This window comes from Kribbella sp. CA-247076 (assembly GCF_050942445.1).
In the GTDB taxonomy this organism is placed as follows: Bacteria; Actinomycetota; Actinomycetes; order Propionibacteriales; family Kribbellaceae; genus Kribbella.
The window spans coordinates 3,339,681-3,357,500 of record NZ_CP192051.1 but is presented as its reverse complement, the minus strand read 5'-3'; the positions used below and the strand labels follow the sequence as shown (position 1 = coordinate 3,357,500).

Annotated in this window: 13 protein-coding genes; 7 read left to right on the top strand and 6 right to left on the bottom strand. The window is 69.9% G+C overall.

The features are described from left to right. Nucleotides 1–11 precede the first annotated feature (11 nt). A complete protein-coding gene (gene dxs, locus ACQPYZ_RS15865) occupies nt 12–1,904 on the bottom strand; it encodes a 1-deoxy-D-xylulose-5-phosphate synthase (protein WP_433168859.1) in 1,893 nt (630 codons plus the stop codon). A 152-nt stretch (nt 1,905–2,056) separates the two neighbouring features. Here dxs and ACQPYZ_RS15860 point away from each other — a divergent pair, with 152 nt between their 5' ends. Continuing rightward, nucleotides 2,057–2,557, top strand: a complete 501-nt coding sequence (locus ACQPYZ_RS15860; RefSeq protein WP_433169694.1) for a DUF402 domain-containing protein — start codon at nt 2,057–2,059, stop codon at nt 2,555–2,557. A gap of 29 nt (nt 2,558–2,586) precedes the next feature. Here ACQPYZ_RS15860 and ACQPYZ_RS15855 read toward each other — a convergent pair whose 3' ends face one another. Further along, complete coding sequence (locus tag ACQPYZ_RS15855) at nt 2,587–3,090, bottom strand: hypothetical protein (protein ID WP_433168857.1); 504 nt, start codon at nt 3,088–3,090, stop codon at nt 2,587–2,589. A gap of 616 nt (nt 3,091–3,706) precedes the next feature. Between ACQPYZ_RS15855 and ACQPYZ_RS15850 the strand changes: the two genes are divergently transcribed. Together ACQPYZ_RS15850 and ACQPYZ_RS15845 are read left to right on the top strand one after the other, a co-directional pair. Then, nucleotides 3,707–4,063, top strand: coding sequence for a VOC family protein (locus ACQPYZ_RS15850; RefSeq protein ID WP_433168855.1), 357 nt, complete (start codon nt 3,707–3,709; stop codon nt 4,061–4,063). Nucleotides 4,064–4,101: 38 nt separating this feature from the next. Beyond that, nucleotides 4,102–4,596: a DUF402 domain-containing protein gene (locus tag ACQPYZ_RS15845; protein WP_433168853.1), complete on the top strand. Its 495-nt coding sequence runs from the start codon at nt 4,102–4,104 to the stop codon at nt 4,594–4,596. Here ACQPYZ_RS15845 and ACQPYZ_RS15840 read toward each other — a convergent pair. Beyond that, on the bottom strand, nt 4,575–6,101 hold the full coding sequence (locus tag ACQPYZ_RS15840) for a CocE/NonD family hydrolase (RefSeq protein WP_433168851.1): 1,527 nt from the start codon (nt 6,099–6,101) through the stop codon (nt 4,575–4,577). The two genes, ACQPYZ_RS15845 and ACQPYZ_RS15840, sit on opposite strands and share 22 nt — an antisense overlap. A gap of 143 nt (nt 6,102–6,244) precedes the next feature. Between ACQPYZ_RS15840 and ACQPYZ_RS15835 the strand changes: the two genes are divergently transcribed. Together ACQPYZ_RS15835 and ACQPYZ_RS15830 are read left to right on the top strand one after the other, a co-directional pair. After that, complete coding sequence (locus ACQPYZ_RS15835) at nt 6,245–8,152, top strand: Na+/H+ antiporter (RefSeq protein WP_433168849.1); 1,908 nt, start codon at nt 6,245–6,247, stop codon at nt 8,150–8,152. Then, nucleotides 8,152–8,568, top strand: a complete 417-nt coding sequence (locus ACQPYZ_RS15830) for an HIT family protein (protein WP_433168847.1) — start codon at nt 8,152–8,154, stop codon at nt 8,566–8,568. Before ACQPYZ_RS15835 ends, ACQPYZ_RS15830 begins: the two co-directional genes overlap by 1 nt. Before the next feature lie 49 nt (nt 8,569–8,617). Here ACQPYZ_RS15830 and ACQPYZ_RS15825 read toward each other — a convergent pair whose 3' ends face one another. Further along, nucleotides 8,618–10,258 (bottom strand): alkaline phosphatase D family protein, encoded by a 1,641-nt coding sequence (locus tag ACQPYZ_RS15825; RefSeq protein WP_433168845.1) that lies wholly within the window; start codon nt 10,256–10,258, stop codon nt 8,618–8,620. A gap of 172 nt (nt 10,259–10,430) precedes the next feature. Here ACQPYZ_RS15825 and ACQPYZ_RS15820 point away from each other — a divergent pair, with 172 nt between their 5' ends. Further along, the gene (locus tag ACQPYZ_RS15820) at nt 10,431–13,139 is read left to right on the top strand and encodes a S8 family serine peptidase (RefSeq protein ID WP_433168843.1); all 2,709 of its coding nucleotides are present in this window, start codon (nt 10,431–10,433) and stop codon (nt 13,137–13,139) included. Between the two features lie 47 nt (nt 13,140–13,186). Here the strand turns inward: ACQPYZ_RS15820 and ACQPYZ_RS15815 are convergent, their stop codons facing one another. After that, nucleotides 13,187–13,726: a HEAT repeat domain-containing protein gene (locus ACQPYZ_RS15815; protein ID WP_433168841.1), complete on the bottom strand. Its 540-nt coding sequence runs from the start codon at nt 13,724–13,726 to the stop codon at nt 13,187–13,189. Nucleotides 13,727–13,790: 64 nt separating this feature from the next. Between ACQPYZ_RS15815 and ACQPYZ_RS15810 the strand changes: the two genes are divergently transcribed. Beyond that, nucleotides 13,791–14,858, top strand: a complete 1,068-nt coding sequence (locus ACQPYZ_RS15810; RefSeq protein WP_433168839.1) for a hypothetical protein — start codon at nt 13,791–13,793, stop codon at nt 14,856–14,858. Nucleotides 14,859–14,968: 110 nt separating this feature from the next. Here the strand turns inward: ACQPYZ_RS15810 and acnA are convergent, their stop codons facing one another. Then, nucleotides 14,969–17,746: an aconitate hydratase AcnA gene (gene acnA, locus ACQPYZ_RS15805; RefSeq protein ID WP_433168837.1), complete on the bottom strand. Its 2,778-nt coding sequence runs from the start codon at nt 17,744–17,746 to the stop codon at nt 14,969–14,971. Nucleotides 17,747–17,820 lie beyond the last annotated feature (74 nt).

Here is a 17,820-nt window from a genome sequence, read left to right as displayed (position 1 = left end):
GGTGGGCCGACTCAGGCGCCGCCCGGCCGGCCACTCGCCGGGTCGGGCTCGCTGATCGCGTCACCGGAGTGCTGTGCGATCAGCTCGGTGATGTCCCGGGCCAGCTCCTGCCCGGTCAGCCCGATCTCCTGCAGGACGGCGGGCCGCTTGGCGTGGTCCAGGAACTGCTGCGGGATGCCGAAGTCGCGGACCGGCGTAGTCACGCCCGCGTCCCGGAGCGCCTGCGAGATCATCGACCCGCAGCCGCCGGCCCGGCCGTTGTCCTCGATAGTGACGACGAACTTGACCTTCGCCGCCAGCTCGACCAGCTTCGGGTCGACCGGCTTCACCCAGCGCGGGTCGACCACGGTCACCCCGAACCCCTGCGCCTCCAGCCGCTGCGCGACGTCCATCGCGGTCGCGGCCATCGAGCCCACGCCGACCAGCAGGACGTCGTCGCCGCTGCGCTCCAGCACGTCCAGCTCGCCGATCCGCTCGATCGCGTCGATGTCCGGGAACACCTCGCCCTTCGCGTACCGCAGTACGGTCGGGGCGTCGGAGACGTCGACCGCCTCGTTGAGCAGCTCCTCGAGCCGCTTGCCGTCGCGCGGTGCGGCCAGCCGGAGACCGGGGACGAGCTGCAGCAGCGACATGTCCCACATGCCGTTGTGGCTCGCGCCGTCGTCACCGGTGACCCCGGCGCGGTCGAGCACGAAGGTGACGCCGCACTTGTGCAGCGCGACATCCATCAGCAGTTGGTCGAACGCCCGGTTGAGGAACGTCGCGTACAGGCCGACGACCGGGTGCATGCCGCCCATCGCCAGGCCGGCCGCACTCGTCACCGCGTGCTGCTCGGCGATGCCGACGTCGAAGATCCGGTCCGGGAACTCCTGCGCGAACGCGGCCAGGCCGGTCGGGTGCAGCATCGCCGCGGTGATCGCGACCACGTCCGGGCGGCGGTGGCCGATCCGGACCAGCTCGTCGGACAGCACGTCGGTCCAGCCGCGCGGCTTGTACGCCGGCCGGATCTGGTGGAAGTTGTCCTCCTCGTCCTGCTCGGCGGCGGCGTACCCGAACCCCTTCTTGGTCACCGCGTGCACGATCACCGGGCCGCCGAACGACTTCGCGTTCCGCAGCGCGTCCTCCATCGCCTGCCGGTCATGGCCGTCGACGGGACCGACGTACTTCAGGCCGAGGTCCTCGAACATGCCCTGCGGGGCGAGCATGTCCTTCAGGCCCTTCTTTACGCCGTGGAGCACCTCGTACATCGGCGGGCCGACGTACGGCGTCCGGCCGAGGTTCTTCTTGATCAGGTCGAGGATCTTCTCGTAGCGCGGGTTCGTGCGCAGGCTGGTCAGGTGCGTCGCCAGGCCGCCGACGGTCGGGCTGTAGGAGCGGCCGTTGTCGTTCACGATGATGACGAGCTTGAGGTCCTTGGCGGCGGCGATGTTGTTCAGCGCCTCCCAGGCCATGCCGCCGGTCAGGCCGCCGTCGCCGATCAGGGCGACGACGTGCCGGTCCTCCTTGCGCAGCTTGTACGCCTTGGCCAGACCGTCGGCGTACGACAGCGCGGTCGAGGCGTGGCTGTTCTCCACCAGGTCGTGCTCGGACTCGGCCTGGCTCGGGTAGCCGCTGAGGCCGCCCTGCTGACGCAGCGTGCCGAACTCCGGCGCGCGGCCGGTCAGCAGCTTGTGCACGTACGTCTGGTGGCCGGTGTCGAACACGAGCCGGTCGCGGGGCGAGTCGAACACCCGGTGCATCGCCAGCGTGATCTCGACCATGCCCAGGTTCGGACCCAGGTGGCCGCCGGTCCGCGACACCGTCTCGACCAGCACATCCCGGATCTCCGCGGCGAGATCGGTGAGCTGCTGACCGGTCAGCTTCTTGAGGTCCGCCGGCCCTCCGACCGTCTCCAGCACGCGCATCGAGCTCCTCCCGCGGGTCGTCCTCGAATGCTTGAGTCTATGCACCCCACGCCCGGTTTCCGAACTCGCACGGGGACTGGGTGGTATCTCACACTCTGGGATGCGGGCGGTGCCGGGTTTGTTCGATCTTCACCTAGAGTAATCGCGTGGAGATGGTGAGGACGCTGTTCCGCAAGTACGACGGGCAGCCGCACCGCCTGGTGGAAGCGGTCCGCCTCGGCGAGGACGAGCACGGCCTGTGGGTCGGCTCCGTCCCCGGCACCCGCGGCCGGCGCGCCGACGGCACCTGGACCACGATCGACCACCACCGCGTCCGGCTCTTCCCCCGCGGCCAGTGGTGGAGCGCCCTCTTCAACGACGACCCGCACGCCACCCGCATCTACTGCGACATCACCATGCCCGCCGAGTTCGGCGTCGACTCCGTCACCACCGTCGACCTCGACCTCGACATCCGCCTCCTCCGCGACGGCACCGTGCGCGTCATGGACGAAGACGAGTTCGTTGCACACCAGGTCCTCTACAACTACCCACCCCAGGTAGTAGCCACCGCCCAAGCCACCTGCTCCTGGATAGCCACCCACATCACCACCACAGAACCCTTCACCACCGCCTACAAACCCTACCTAGCACAAACCCGCACCCTCAGCCGGTAAACCACCCCACGCGGGATCGAGTAGGCAGGCTAGATCTCACCCTCCAGCCAACGCGCGAACGGCGGAACTTGCGACAGTTCGGAATCGATCGCCTTCAACCCTCCCGCGAAGTTCTCGGCCACTTTCGAGAGCATCGCGACCAGCTCGCTCCTCGCGACGCTCTCGCGCTGGGGGTTCGGAACCCAATCGGTCCGCGACTCGCAGTGAATCGTCACCAGATCCCCGCTCGGGCGGAAGGTCAAAGTCCGCTCGATACCTTGCGAGTAAAGATCCACCTCGACTTCGCGCCCCTCACGCACACTCGCCAGAAGCAACGGAAACTGTTCCATGAATGCCGACAAGTCGTAGGCGACATCGAGCGGCCACTCGTCACTCCCGAAGCCGCCAATGTGAAACTTGCCGCCGCCAGCATCAGCGAGAGCGCTACACGCTTCCACGACAAGGGTTTGGTAGTCATCTCCCGCCTCCCGCCCCGCGAACGCCGGAGCCACACCGGTCGGAACTGGCGAGTCGAACGACACAGAGAAGCCCATCTATCACCCTCCCAGTTCGGCAGCCGGACGCGTGACCTGCCTTGCTCAGCTCCAGATCCTTGACGCAGCGAACAGTTCGGAAGTCGTAGTGATCCGGGGGTGAGGCGAACGCCGCCGCGCCCGATGGGAGGTCACGGGAGAGCTGTGGCAGCGCCTGCAAGTACACTGCCAGTGGTGCGCGAACCCTTCACATTCCCCGTCCCTTGGGCTGATGCGGCCATCTCACCTCAAGTCGACCACGGCTAGGAGCGTGCTGGGGCTTGCGGCAGCGCGACAGGACGTATACGTCCACTGGCGACCAGGCCCTGCGTGAACTGGATGTCGAACGGGCCGGACGGTCGGACACCTCCTGTCCGTCTGCAGCGCCGGGCTGCATTCACCACCCCGCCGCCCGTAGTTGGGCTTCGACTGGGTGAGTCGGTTGATGCCGTGGGGAAGCCCTCGTCGGCTAGGTGCCCCCCTGGCCGACGAGGGCGGGATTCACCGGTGGTGAGGCGGTGACTTGACCATCGTGGGGTGCGGGGTGGGGTGGGGCCAGAGGGGCGGGGGAAATTGCAGGAAGTTGCAGTGGGGTAAATCGACTGCTTGGACTGGGCGGTGCGGCTAGGGTCGGGGCGTGAGTCTGGAATGGGAGCAGGTCATCGTTCACTCGGCGGATCCGGCGCGCTTGGGGCAGTGGTGGGCCGAGGCGCTCGGCTGGGTGGTGGTGTACTCGTCGGACGACGAGTACGAGATCCGGCCGGCGCCGGACCGGATGCCGGGGCTGGACTTCGTCCGGCTCGAGGAGGCCAAGAAGAGCAAGAGCCGGCTGCATCTCGATTTCCGGCCGGACGACCAGGAGGCCGAGGTGGCTCGGTTGCTGGCTCATGGCGCGCAGCGGGTCGACATCGGTCAGGGTGGACAGGCGTCGTGGGTCGTGCTGGCGGATCCCGAGGGCAACGAGTTCTGCGTCCTCGGCCGGCGGTCGGAGTAGGCCGGTCCTGGCACCGTCGCCGGGATAGGTTGGGCGGCATGCGGGATGTGAGGGTCGTCTACCGGAAGTACGACGAGGCGCTGCACTGGCATCAGTGGATGCGGTACCTCGGCGAGGACCAGTACGGCGTCTGGCTCGGGGCGGCGGCGTTGTCGGTCTCGCAACGCGGCGACGAGCCGGAGGTCGTGCAGCAGCAAGCCCACGTCCAGCTGTTCCCTCGGGACCAGTGGTTCACCGCGCTGTTCAACGACGAGCCTCGGTCGACCGAGATCTACTGCGACATCACCACGCCGGTGGAGTTCGGCGAGGACGTGTTCACGATGGTGGACCTCGACCTGGACGTGATCAAGAAGCGCGACGGCACGATCATCGTCGACGACGAGGACGAGTTCGCCGAGCACCAGGTGAAGTACTCCTATCCCGCCGACGTGATCGAGACCGCCCGGTCGACGTGCGACCGGCTCGTCACCCAGGTCGCGACCGAGGAGCCGTTCCTCAGCGTCTACAAGGCCTACCTCGACAGGATGCGGTGAACGCGCAGCGTCGTGTCCTTCAGCAGTAGCGCCCCGGGCAACGGCCCGCGCTGACCGGCGTACATGTCGGCGACCGGGCTCACAGTGAGATAGAGGTTCTTCCCGGCGGGTACGTCGACCGCGATCGCCGGCAGCTCGATCGACCGCCGCTCCCCTTTCACCACGCGCTGCTCGCGCAACGGCATCGTGTTGTTCTGCACGACCTTCGCGGTCAGCGGATTCGTGCCGACGCTCAACGCGAGGAAGACGCCCGAATCCGGCAGCACGGTGTAGACGCGGGCGTCGACGCGCGGAACGCCGGCGACGGTCAATGGCCCGGCGGCGACCTTCACGTGCACCGGCAGGCCGACGCCGGTGGGTGTGGCGATCTTGCCGAGCCGGTACGACGAGTTCGCGGTCAGACCCTGTTGCGTGAGGCAACGGCCGTCCGCGGTCGACAGGTGGTAGGCGCCTTCACCGGTCAGCCCGGTCGCGGAGCCGAGCAGCCGGGACCGCATGAACCGGACAGCGAGGTCGGCGAAGGTCGGCGACCCCAGCGCGATCGAGCACGGGTCGCCCGCGACCGCCCAGCCCGGCGGCAGCACGCTCGGCAGCATGTGGCCCGCGTTGTAACCGACGAAGATCGAGCGCGCCCGGGCACGCGGGGTCAGCGCGCGGTCGAAGTTCGCGAGACCCTGGTTGAGGTTGAAGAGGTTGTCCGAGATCCCCTGACCGGACAGCACCGGGATGTCCAGCTTCCGGCCCTGCTCGACGTGCCACGCGGGCCCGTTGCGAGCGAAGAACGCATCCAGGTCCCGGCCGGCCTTTCCCCGCGGCCAGGCTCCGGTCGCGATCAAGGTCACGAACGCCGCCGACACCGACGGCGGGAGGTGGGTGCCACCACCGGCGTACAGCAAGGACAGCCACATCGTGCGGGCCGCCTCGTCCGGTGCGAGGCTGCCCTTCAGGTCCCACCAGGTCACCTCGGGCGCGAGGGCGTCGAAGCGGGTCCGGCCGTAGTCGCGCAACTCGGTGAATGCGCCGGCGAACTGGAACCCGCCGCCGTACGACCCGCCGATCGCCCCGATCAGCGGATCCCCGGGCGCCTCCCGCGTCACCCAGTCGAGGCCGGCGACCAGGTCGACGAGCTTGATCACGTCGCGGCCCTCGAAGTCCGGGTTCATCACGTGGGCGACGCCGGTGCTCTCGCCGAAACTGCGCTGGTCGAAGCTGAGTACGCCGAAGCCCGCGTCGAGCCACGCCGTGAACGCGGCCGGGTCCTTGGTCCGGCTCCCGCCCCACCCGTGGCTGTGCAGGATCAGCGGGACGGTCCGCGACGCGGAAGCGCCGGCCGGCTTGAACAGCGAGTAGCAGATCCGCACCGGCGTCGTCGTCCCCGGCTCGGGCACCGAGGCCACACAAGCGTCGGTCACAGATGCCGAGGGGGATCCGGCCTGAGCCGGAGCCGTCAACGCGGAGGCGAGCAGACCAACAGCACCGATCAGAGCGGCAGTACGACGACGCATTCTGTCACTCCCCGTGCTCGGCGGATCTCGCTCCGCACACGCTAGACGACCGCGGGCACCCTGACCAGATCCCGGCCAGTACCACGCTCAGCCGTGGGCGAACCGAGGCACGGAAACCCGCCGGGCGCTGCCAGACTGTGCGCGTGCATATCGCGATCGAGGTCGTGGCCCTCGTCGCCGTGGTCGCGGCCGGGGCCGCACTCGCCCGGCGGCTCGGGATCTCGGCTCCCCTGCTTCTCGTCGTCATCGGCATCGCCGCGTCGTACCTGCCGTTCGTCCCGCGGATCCACCTCGAGCCCGAGGTCGTCCTGGTCGGGTTCCTGCCGCCCCTGCTGTACGCCGCCGCGATCCGGACCAGCCTGGTCGACTTCACCAAGCACCGGCGGTCGATCGGGCTGCTGTCGGTCGGCCTGGTCGCGTTCACCGCGCTCGGCGTCGGGCTGGTCGCGTGGTGGCTACTCGGCGCGGTCGCCGAGGGCCTGGGCCAGGAGCCGCTGCCGTTCTGGGCGGCGTTCGCGATCGGTGCCGTGGTCGCGCCCCCGGATGCCGTCGCCGCGACCGCGATCGCCAAGCGGGTCGGTCTCCCCCGCCGCGTGGTCACCATCCTCGAGGGCGAGAGCCTGGTCAACGACGCGACCGCCCTGGTCTGTCTGCGTACGGCGATCGCCGCCGCGGCCGTCACCCCGACCGTCCTGGACGTCGGCCTCGACTTCCTCCGGGCCGCCGGTGGTGGGGTCCTGGTCGGGCTGGTCGTGGCGATCGTGCTGGCCAAGATCCGCCGGCGTTTCACCGACCCGGTGCTCGACACGACGCTCAGCCTGACCGCGCCGTTCGTCGCCTACATCGCGGCCGAGAACCACTACGTGCACGCCTCCGGCGTACTGGCCGTCGTCGTCACCGGCTTACTGCTCGGCCACAAGGCGCCGATCATCCAGTCGGCCAAGTCGCGCATGTCGGAGCGGACCAACTGGCGGACCTTCCAGTTCCTGCTGGAGAACACGGTCTTCCTCCTCATCGGTCTGCAGACGCGGTGGATCCTCGACGACCTCGCCGAGAGCCCGCTGCCGGGCTGGCTGATCGCGGTGACGACGCTCGCGGTGTTCGTCGCCGTCGTCCTGCTCCGGCCGATCTGGGTCATCCCGACCACGCTCCTGTCCCGACGGGTCCTCGGGCGCTCCCGGCCGGGGCCGGTCTCCTTTCAGAGCCTGATCGTGCTGTCGTGGGCGGGGATGCGCGGTGTGGTCACGCTGGCGGCGGTGTTCACCCTGCCCGAGGACACACCACATCGCGAGGTGCTGGTCTTCATCGCGCTGGCCGTCACCGCGGGCACGCTGCTGCTGCAGGGGTCGACCCTGCCATGGCTCGTACGGCGGCTGCGGCTGCCCGGTCCGGATCCGGCGGAGGATGCGTTGCAGCAGGCCGCCGTACTGCAAGGGGCGCACCGGGCCGCGATGGAGCGGCTGGACGTGGTCGCGACTCCGGACGATCCGCCCGAGGTGATCGACGTACTGCGTCAGCGCGGTGAGACGCGGGCGCAGGCCGCCTGGGAGCGGCTCGGCCGGCCCGAGAGCGAGTACGAGACGCCGAGTGAGGCGTACCGGCGGTTGCGGATGTCGATGCTGGAGGCCGAACGGGCGCACATCCTCAAGGTGCGGGACGAAGGGCTGGTCGACGACGAGGTGCTGAAGCGTGCCCAGATCGCGCTCGACGTCGAGGAGTCGATGCTCGACCGCGAGGAGGACGACGACGTCGGCGGGCGGTCGGAGGACCTGCGCGTGCGGCACCAGGCGGGCGGAGTGTGCGAGCATCTCGAGAGCGCACCGGTCGTCCGGACGCCGAACACGCCGGACGGGTGCGAGGAGTGCCTGGCGGACGGCGGGACGTGGGTCCACCTCCGACTGTGTCTCGGCTGCGGTCACGTCGGGTGCTGCGACTCGTCGCCGGCCAAGCACGCCAGTCAGCACTACACCGCCACGAAGCACCCGGTGATGCGCAGCTTCGAGCCGGGCGAGACGTGGCGCTGGTGCTTCGTGGACGAGAGGCTGGGCTGATGGCGGACTGTCTGTTCTGCTCGATCATCGCCGGGACGACGCCGGCGCAGATCGTCTTCGACACCCCGGAGGTGGTCGGGTTCTTCGACATCCGGCCGGTGTTCAAGGGGCACACCTTGCTCGTCCCGCGCGAGCACGTCGCGACGCTGGTCGAGCTGCCGGACGAGCTGACCGTGCCGCTGTTCGGCGCGGCGAGGTCGGTCGCGGCGGCCGTGCGTACGGCGTTCGGCGCGCAGGGCTCGTTCGTTGCCGTCAACAACGTGGTCTCGCAGTCCGTCCCGCACCTGCACGTGCACGTCGTCCCGCGGACGAAGGGCGACGGCCTGCGCGGCTTCTTCTGGCCCCGCACCAAGTACGCCGACGACGCCGAGGCAGCCGAGTACGCCGACAAGCTCCGCGCCGCTCTCGCCGAGTGAAAAGCCGGCGGTGAGCCCAGGGACGCTGGGCTCACCGCCGGTTCAGGCACTACGGGCGGGCCGTCTCCCAGGCCACCGTGTCGTCGGCGGCGGCGGCCAGCGTGCGGGCGGCGGCCGGTGGGTTGTCGGCGGTGAGGTGGAGGCCGGGCTCGCGGTCCTCGATGGTGAACTGGGCCCGGGTGAAGACCTCGGCGTCCTTCGACTGGACCGCGCGGACCGTGCGGAAGTCGGCGACCATCGACTCGCGGGTGATCGTGGTGTTCACGTAGCCGCGGAGGTTGTTCTGGAAGCGCAGGTGCGGGTTCCAGGCGAACCACGGGTGTGAGCCCGTCGGCGAGTCGGCGCCGTCGCCGCCGCTGGTGATCGACGAGCACACCAGCTCCGAGCCGACCGTCCGCGACGTCGGGTCGTCGTAGTCCAGCTTGAGGTCGGACGCCCAGTGCGCGTGCACGTCACCGGTCAGGACGACGGGATTCCGCACCCGCGCGTCGACCCAGCCACGGGTGATCCGGTCGCGGGAGGCGACGTACCCGTCCCAGGAGTCCATCGACGTCACCTTGAGCGGGCCGGAGTTGTTGTCGCGCTGGGCGAAGAACACCTGCTGGCCGAGGATGTCCCAGCGGGCCTCGGACCGGCGGAAGCCGTCGATCAGCCACTTCTCCTGCCGCTCCCCCGTGATCGAGCGCTTCGGGTCGACGGCGGCCGGGCAGTCCTTGTAGCCGTCGCCGCAGCCCTGGTCGTCGCGGTACTGCCGGGTGTCGAGCATGTGGAAGGTCGCCAGCTCGCCCCACTTGACCCGGCGGAACAGCTGCAGGTCGATCCCGCGCGGCTTCGACGAGGCCCGCAGCGGCATGTTCTCGTAGTACGCCTGGAACGCGGCCGCCCGCCGGGCCAGGAAGCCGTCCTCGGGCTTCTCCGGCACCTCGTCGGCCCAGTTGTTGTCGAGCTCGTGGTCGTCCCAGACCACCAGCCAGGGCGCGACCGCGTGCGCGGCCTGCAGGTCCGGGTCGGTCTTGTACTGCGCGTGCCGCTGCCGGTACGACGCCAGGTCGGTGGTCTCCGGGCCGTCGTGGTCACGGACGTTGCCGCCGGGAGCGACGTACGTGCCCTTGGTGTACTCGTACTGGTAGTCGCCCAGGTGCAGCACCAGGTCCGGACGGTCCTCGGCGAGCCGCCGGTACGCGGTGAACCAGCCGTGCTCGAACTGCGAGCACGAGACGAACGACATCTGCAGCTCGCGCGGCATGGTGCCCCGGGCCGGGGCGGTCAGCGTCCGGCCGGTGCGGGACACGTGGCCCTCGGCGCGGAAGCGGTAGTAGTACTCACGGCCGGGCCGCAGGCCCTGGACGGTGACGTGGATGGCGTGGGCGTGCTCCGGCCGGGCGACCGCGACCCCGGATCGGACCACGTGGTGGAACCGGGAGTCGGCGGCGACCTGCCACTGGACGGCGTACGCGCGGCTCGGCATGCCGCCGAGACCGTCGGGCGCGACCGGGTCGACGGCGAGCCGGGTCCACAGCACGAACCCGTCCGGCCACGGGTCGCCGCTGGCGATGCCGAGGGTGAAGGGGTTCTGCCGGACCGGCGTGGCCGCGGCGGTGGCGGGCGTGGTGAGGGCGGGGGTCAGGCCGGCGACGGCCGCGGTGGAAGCCAGACCGGCTCTCAGGACGGATCTACGGGAGGTTTCCATGCGCCCGACCGTTCCCGTCAACGATGTGCGGCGGCTGACATCCAGATGGCCACTGGGTGACGTACGGCGGCTTTCAGGTTTCCGGAATCCGGCTTTAAGGCTTTCTGAAGCCGGCCGGACACGATGAGTCGTCGGGCGGTGGGGCCTGGCCAGACACATTTGGGGGAAATCGATGAGAATCCGAAGTCTGTTCACGGCCGGGGCCGCCGCCCTGGTCACGCTCGCGACGCTCGGCGTCGCCGCACCCGGGTACGGCGCCTCGCCGACCCCGGACCCGAACGAGCGCCGGCTGATCGCCGAGGCCGAGGACGAGGGGTCGGTCCGGGTGATCGTGAAGGTCGACGAGCTCGGCGCCAAGCAGCGGGTGCTCGACAACATCGACGAGGGCACCACCGAGATCAACCGCAGCTACCGCTCCTTCCCGCTGCTCGCCCTGGACGCGGACAAGGAAGCGCTCGAGGAACTCGCCGCCGACCCGGACGTGGTCGCGATCGAGGAGGACAAGGTCGGCGGGCCGTCGCTGGCCTCCAGCATCCCGTTCATCCGGGCGGACCGGGTGCACACGCTCGGCTTCGACGGCGACAACCAGGCCGTCGCGATCCTGGACACCGGGATCGACGTCGACCACCCGTACTTCGCCGGCCGGATCGTCTCCGAGGCGTGCTACTCGAGCGTGAGCGACGCGGCCAACCAGGCGTCACTCTGCCCGGACGGCACCGCCAGCCAGACCGGTACCGGGTCCGCGGACGCCGAGACCGCCCAGTGCCTGAACGGTACGGCGAACATCTGCACCCACGGCAGCCACGTCGCCGGGATCGCGGCCGGCAGCACCGCCGCGGCGACCGGTGACCCGGGCAACGGAGTCGCGCCGGACGCGGACATCATCGCGATCCAGATCTACCACCGGCAGAACACCGGATGTGACGGCGCACCGCCGTGCGTGCGGTTCTTCTACTCCGACTTCATCGCCGGCATGCAGCGGGTCTACGACTTGCGGAACACCTTCACGATCGCCGCGGCCAACCTGAGCGGCGGCGACGACAGCAACCAGAGCACGGCCTGCGACACCAGTACGACGAAGGCGTCGATCGACCTGTTGCTGTCGGCCGGCATCACCACGACGATCTCGGCGATGAACGAAGGCCACCCGGCCGGCGTCGGCGAACCCGCCTGCGTCTCGACCGCGGTCGCCGTCGGCGCGATCGACGCCGATGCCAGCGGCAACGACGTGGACACTCCGGCCGGCTACTCGAACCGCGGCGCGATGCTGGACCTGTTCGCCCCGGGGACGTCGGTGGTGTCCTCGATCCCGGACGACACGTACGCGAGCTTCCAAGGGACGTCGATGGCCGCACCGCACGTGGCCGGTGCCCTCGCCGGGCTCCGGCAGGCGTACCCGGCCGCGACCGCGGCCACGCTGCTCGGCTACCTGCGCGACACCGGCGTGGACATCACCTACGCCAGCGGCGGGACCAACGTCACCACCCCGCGGATCGACCTGCTCGCGGCGCTGCAGGAAGGCAACAACCCGCCGAGCGTCGGCGCCGACCAGCCGACGGTCGCCGTCAACGAGGGAACCGCGGCCGCCAACGCCGGCAGCTTCGGTGACCCCGAGGGACGTCCGGTCACCCTGTCCGCATCCAGCGGCACGGTGACGACCACTGGCCCGGGCCGGTGGTCCTGGACCTTCGGCACGAACGACGGACCGACCCAGAGCCGCACCGTCACGATCACCGCCACCGACGACAAGGGCGAGACGGCCACGACCACGTTCGCGCTCACCGTCGCCAACGTCGCGCCCGCGGTCACCGTCGACCCGGCTCAGGTCACGACCATCGCCGAGGGGGCGACGCTCACCACGAAGGCGTCGTTCGTCGACCCGGGCTGGGGTGACACGTACTCGTCCCAGGTCGACTGGGGCTTCGACGCACCGTCCGCCGGCTCGCTGCTGCTGACCAACGACGGCGCCCCGGCCGACCGTGGTGACGTCACCGGCAGCCGCGCGTACGGCGACAACGGCTCGTTCACCGTGGGTACGACGGTGACCGACGACGACGGCGGGGTCGGGACGGCGTCCTTCCCGCTGCAGGTTACGAACGTGGCGCCGACCGCGGCGATCGACGAAACGGGTGTCCCGGTCGTCAACGGCGTACCGACGTACGTCGCTCATCGTGGGCAGCCTGTGAGCTTCAAGGGACGGTCGACCGACCCGGGCAGCGACGATCTCGCGCTGACCTGGAACTGGGGTGACGGGTCGACCGGGACGACCACCGGCTACCTGGTCAACCCGCCGGGGACGGATCCGGCGAACAGCCCGAGCGTGCAGCCGCGGGACGTGTCGGACAGCAAGTCGCACGTGTTCGGGTCGGCATGCAGCTACCAGGTCGGATTCGCGTCGAGGGACGACGACGGCGGGACGAGTGCGGACACCGCCCGGGTGATCGTCACCGGGAACTCGCACCTGACCCGGATCGCGCCGCTCTGGTTCCTGCAGACCCGGCCGGGGCCGCGGGTGCCGCCGCTCGACCTGCCGGTGAGCACGCTGAACTGCTATCTGCAGGTGGCGCAGCACATGAGTCCGGTGTTCTCCGAGGCGACGGACGTGTCGACCATCGCCAAGGCACACGCGGTGCTGAACATCCAGTTGCTGAACCCGAAGCGTGAGTTCGACCGGCAGGCGCTGGCAGCCTGGCTGAACTTCGCGGACGGCTCGTTCGACCTCGGTACGCGGGTCGACACCAACCTGGACCTGCGCCCGGACAGCACCTTCGGAGCCGTGATGGCCAAGGCCGAGTCGCTCCGGCTCAACCCGGCTACCACGTCGGCACAACTGCGGGCACAGACGCTGCTGCTGGAGAAGCTCAACCTGCTCGGCAAGTAGTGACGGGCGGCCGCAGCCTCCGCTCCGACGCGTGCACCGACGGCGCGTCAGCGGAGGCTGCGGTCGAGCCGGGCTTCCATCCGGTCGAGGGCCTTCTCGGCGGCGGCCCGAACGGTGTGGTCGGGATCGTCGAGAAGGTCCTGCAGTGCTTCGGCATGCTCGGCCTCGCCGGCGGCGCCCACGGCCCGGGCGGTGGTCGAGCGGACCCGGGGCAGCTCGAACACCAGGCCCGGCAGCAGCGCGTCCACCAGCTGACCGAGCTCGCGCTGAGCGGTGATCCGGGCGACGTGCTCGCGGACCCGCCAGGCCGGGTCGCCGGCCGCGACCAGCAAGGCGTCGATCGCGTCGTCGCGCCAGACGTACAGGAAGATCCGGGCGGCCCAGACGCGGGCCCAGTAGAAGTTGACCGGGTCGAGCTTCGCCCACCCGCCAACGGTCGGCCCGACCAGCCACCTCAGCTTGCCGACCTCGGTCGTGAACGCCTCCTCCGGGCTCACCTCACCGGTGAGTACGGCGATCGCGAAGTCGATCACCGCATCCTCGCCGTGCTGCGCGCACGCCTCGAGCACGATCTCCCGCGGAGTCATGTCGTTAGTAAACCGCGACCCACGGACAGTTCTGGTCGGCCCGGCGATCTCGTAGGTTCGTCGGATGGCTCTCCTGGATCCTTCGTCGGACGCCTATCGGGTGGTTGCAGGCCTCATCGAGTCGACTCATCGGCGGGTCGGCGCGACCCGCTCTCAGCGGTGGAACGGCGACATCGACGTACTCTCGACCGTCGCGCGGCAGCGGAGCCGGTCCGATCTCGATGGCACGATCCATCTGCATCCACGCAACGTCCTCGACCCGCTGACCCGGGCGGACGGCGGCCGAGACGCGCGGTGGTGGTATCCGCGGGCCGCGCGGGATGCGGCGTACACCGTGATCTACGAGGCGCTCCGGCAGAGCAGCCGGAGCACGACGGCGGCTGTCGATGCGACCGGGACCCTGGACAGCGGGCTTCCTCCGGCGGCGCGAAGCCTCGACCAGGCGTTGGCGGAGCAGCGGGCCTACGAGATCGCTGCGGACGTCCTGACCGAGAACGGGTTGGCCGAGGTGTACGTCGAGGATCCGCCGGAGGCGGCCGCGATCAACGGTCACGGTCTCGCCCGGGGCATGGCCGGGCCGTTCCGGGTGAACCCGGGGTCGGAGACCCGGACCGCGGCGGCCCGGGGATTCGTCGAGCGGGTGGCGGACGCTGCGGACCGTGGACGCGACGACGTGTTCGACTCACTGCTGACGCAGGCCAAGCAATCCCGGTGGAGTCTGGCGTTCAAGCTGGTCGCCGACAAGGATCACCCGGGTGTGCTGTCCGGGCTCGCGCCGGAGGCGGCCGAGGCGGTCTACAAGGATGCGAGCCGTCAAGCGGTTCTCGAGTGGAGCCGGCTGTCGTCACTGCGGCCGCTCACCATCACCTCGGTCGGGCCGGCCGAGAGCTGGGGTGCAGACGTCGGACGCGCTGCCGCCGACAGCGTGATCCGGTCTGCCCACACCCTCGGCGAGGCCAGGCCGGACGCAGCCGCGGTGTCCGCCGGGCGGCGGGAGCTGTCTCCGGGCGACGTACTCCGCGCCCAGGCGCCCCTCACCACCGCGAAGCGCCTCGACCCCGGCCCAACCGCATCACCGGCCGCCCCGACCCAACCCCAGCCCGACCGCGGCCGCCACCAGCCACAGAGATAGGCGGAGGTCGGGCCGGACCGGCGTCGGAGCCGACCGAGGTTCCAGCCGGCCGACGAGTGCCGACCGCGGGTTGGAGCCAGCCGGTGGGTGTCGGCCGGCTCCTCGCGCGGTCAGCTGGCGATCAGGGAGCGTAGGACGTACTGCAGGATGCCGCCGTTGCGGTAGTAGTCGGCTTCGCCGGGGGTGTCGATGCGGACGACCGCGTCGAACTCCTTCTCCGAGCCGTCGGGCGACGTCACCTTGACGTGCACCGTGCGCGGGATCTCGCCGTCGTTCAGCGCGGTCACGCCGGTGATGTCGAACGTCTCCTCCCCGGTCAGGCCGAGCGACTCCGCGGTCTCGCCGTCGGGGAACTGCAGCGGGAGCACGCCCATGCCGATCAGGTTCGACCGGTGGATGCGCTCGAAGGACTCGGTGATCACGGCCTTCGCCCCGAGCAGCGCCGTACCCTTGGCGGCCCAGTCCCGCGACGACCCCGAGCCGTACTCCTTGCCGGCCAGGATCACCAGCGGCGTCCCGGCCTCGGCGTACGCCTGCGCCGCGTCGTAGATTGTGGTGACCGGCGCGTCGTCCTTGGTGAAGTCGCGGGTGAAGCCGCCCTCCGTGCCGGGGGCGATCTGGTTGCGCAGCCGGATGTTCGCGAACGTGCCGCGGATCATCACCTCGTGGTTGCCGCGACGCGACCCGTACGAGTTGAAGTCCTTGCGGTCGACGCCGTGCTCGGCGAGGTACTTGCCGGCCGGGCTGTCGGCCTTGATCGAGCCCGCCGGGGAGATGTGGTCGGTGGTGACCGAGTCGCCCAGCTTCGCGAGCACCCGGGCGCCGGCGATGTCCTCGACCGGAGCCGGGTCGTTCGCCATCCCCTCGAAGTACGGCGGCTTGCGCACGTACGTCGACTCGGGGTCCCAGGCGAACGTCTTGCCTTCCGGCGTCGGCAGCGACTGCCAGCGCTCGTCACCGGCGAACACGTCGGCGTAGTCCTTGGTGAACATCTCCTTGTTGATCGAGCTCGCGATCGTCGCCTCGACCTCGTCGGCGCTCGGCCAGATGTCCTTCAGGAACACGTCGTTGCCGTCCTGGTCCTTGCCCAGGGCATCGGTCTCGAAGTCGAAGTCCATCGTGCCCGCGAGCGCGTAGGCGATCACCAGCGGCGGGCTGGCCAGGTAGTTCATCTTCACGTCCGGGTTGATCCGGCCCTCGAAGTTCCGGTTGCCGGACAGCACGGAGACGACCGCCAGGTCGGCCTCCTGCACCCCGGCCGAGATCGGCTCCGGCAGCGGGCCGGAGTTACCGATGCAGGTGGTGCACCCGTAGCCGACCAGGTGGAACCCGAGCTTCTCCAGGTACGGCGTGACGCCGGCCTTCTCGTAGTAGTCGGTGACCACCTTCGACCCGGGCGCGAGCGAGGTCTTCACCCACGGCTTCGAGGCGAGACCCTTCTCGACCGCGTTCTTCGCCAGCAGTGCGGCCGCCAGCATGACCGACGGGTTCGACGTGTTGGTGCACGAGGTGATGCTCGCGATCACGACGTGGCCGTGGTCGAGCTCGATCTCCTGGCCCTCGAGACTGACCGTGGTCTTGTTCGACGGGCGGTCGGGACCGCCGTGCGGCACATGCGGCTCGTCGTTCACCGTGCTGCCGTGACCGTTCGGCGCATCGCTGGCCGGGAAGCTCCCGGTCTCGGACGGGTCGACGTCCAGCTCTTCGGTCGCGTAGTCGGTCAGCGCACCGCGGAAGGCCTCCTTGGCCTCGCTCAGCTCGACCCGGTCCTGCGGCCGCTTCGGGCCGGCGATCGACGGGACGACGGTCGACAGGTCGAGCTCGAGGTACTCGGAGTACCGCGGCTCGACGGCCGGGTCGTGCCAGAGGCCCTGCTCCTTGGTGTACGCCTCGACCAGCGCGACGTCCTCCTCCGACCGCCCGGTCAGCCGCAGGTAGTCGAGGGTGATGTCGTCGATCGGGAAGATCGCACAGGTCGAGCCGAACTCCGGGCTCATGTTGCCGATGGTGGCGCGGTTCGCCAGCGGCACCGCCGCGACGCCGTCGCCGTAGAACTCCACGAACTTGCCGACCACGCCGTGCTTGCGCAGCATCTGGGTGATCGTCAGGACGACGTCGGTCGCGGTCGCGCCGGCCGGCACCTCGCCGGTGAGCTTGAAGCCGACGACCTTCGGGATCAGCATCGACACCGGCTGGCCGAGCATCGCGGCCTCGGCCTCGATCCCGCCGACGCCCCAGCCGAGTACGCCGAGGCCGTTGACCATCGTGGTGTGGCTGTCCGTGCCGACGCAGGTGTCCGGGTACGCCTGGCCGTTGCGGACCATGACCGTCCGGGCCAGGTGCTCGATGTTCACCTGGTGCACGATGCCGGTGCCGGGCGGGACGACCTTGAACTCGTCGAACGCCGTCTGGCCCCAGCGGAGGAACTGGTAGCGCTCGCGGTTGCGCTCGTACTCCAGCTCGACGTTGCGCTCGAACGCGTCCTGCCGGCCGAAGACGTCGATGATCACCGAGTGGTCGATGACCAACTCGGCCGGGGCGAGCGGGTTGATCTTGGTCGGGTCACCCCCGAGCTCGGCGACCGCCTCGCGCATCGTGGCCAGGTCGACCACACACGGGACGCCGGTGAAGTCCTGCATGATCACCCGGGCCGGGGTGAACTGGATCTCGGTGTCGGGCGCCGCGTTCTGGTCCCAGTTGCCGAGCTTGGTGATGTGCTCGGCGGTGATGTTCGCGCCGTCCTCGGTGCGCAGCAGGTTCTCCAGCAGCACCTTGAGCGAGAACGGCAGCGTCTGCGCGCCCTCGATACCCGCCAACCTGAAGATCTCGTACGACTGTCCGTTGACCTCGAGTGCACCCTTGGCACCGAAGCTGTCGACGCTCGCCATCAACCTGCTCCTCTATCCGGTCCTGTTCCGCTGAACCCATCCTGCCGAGCACCCCGCCCGGCCGCGAGGTCAGG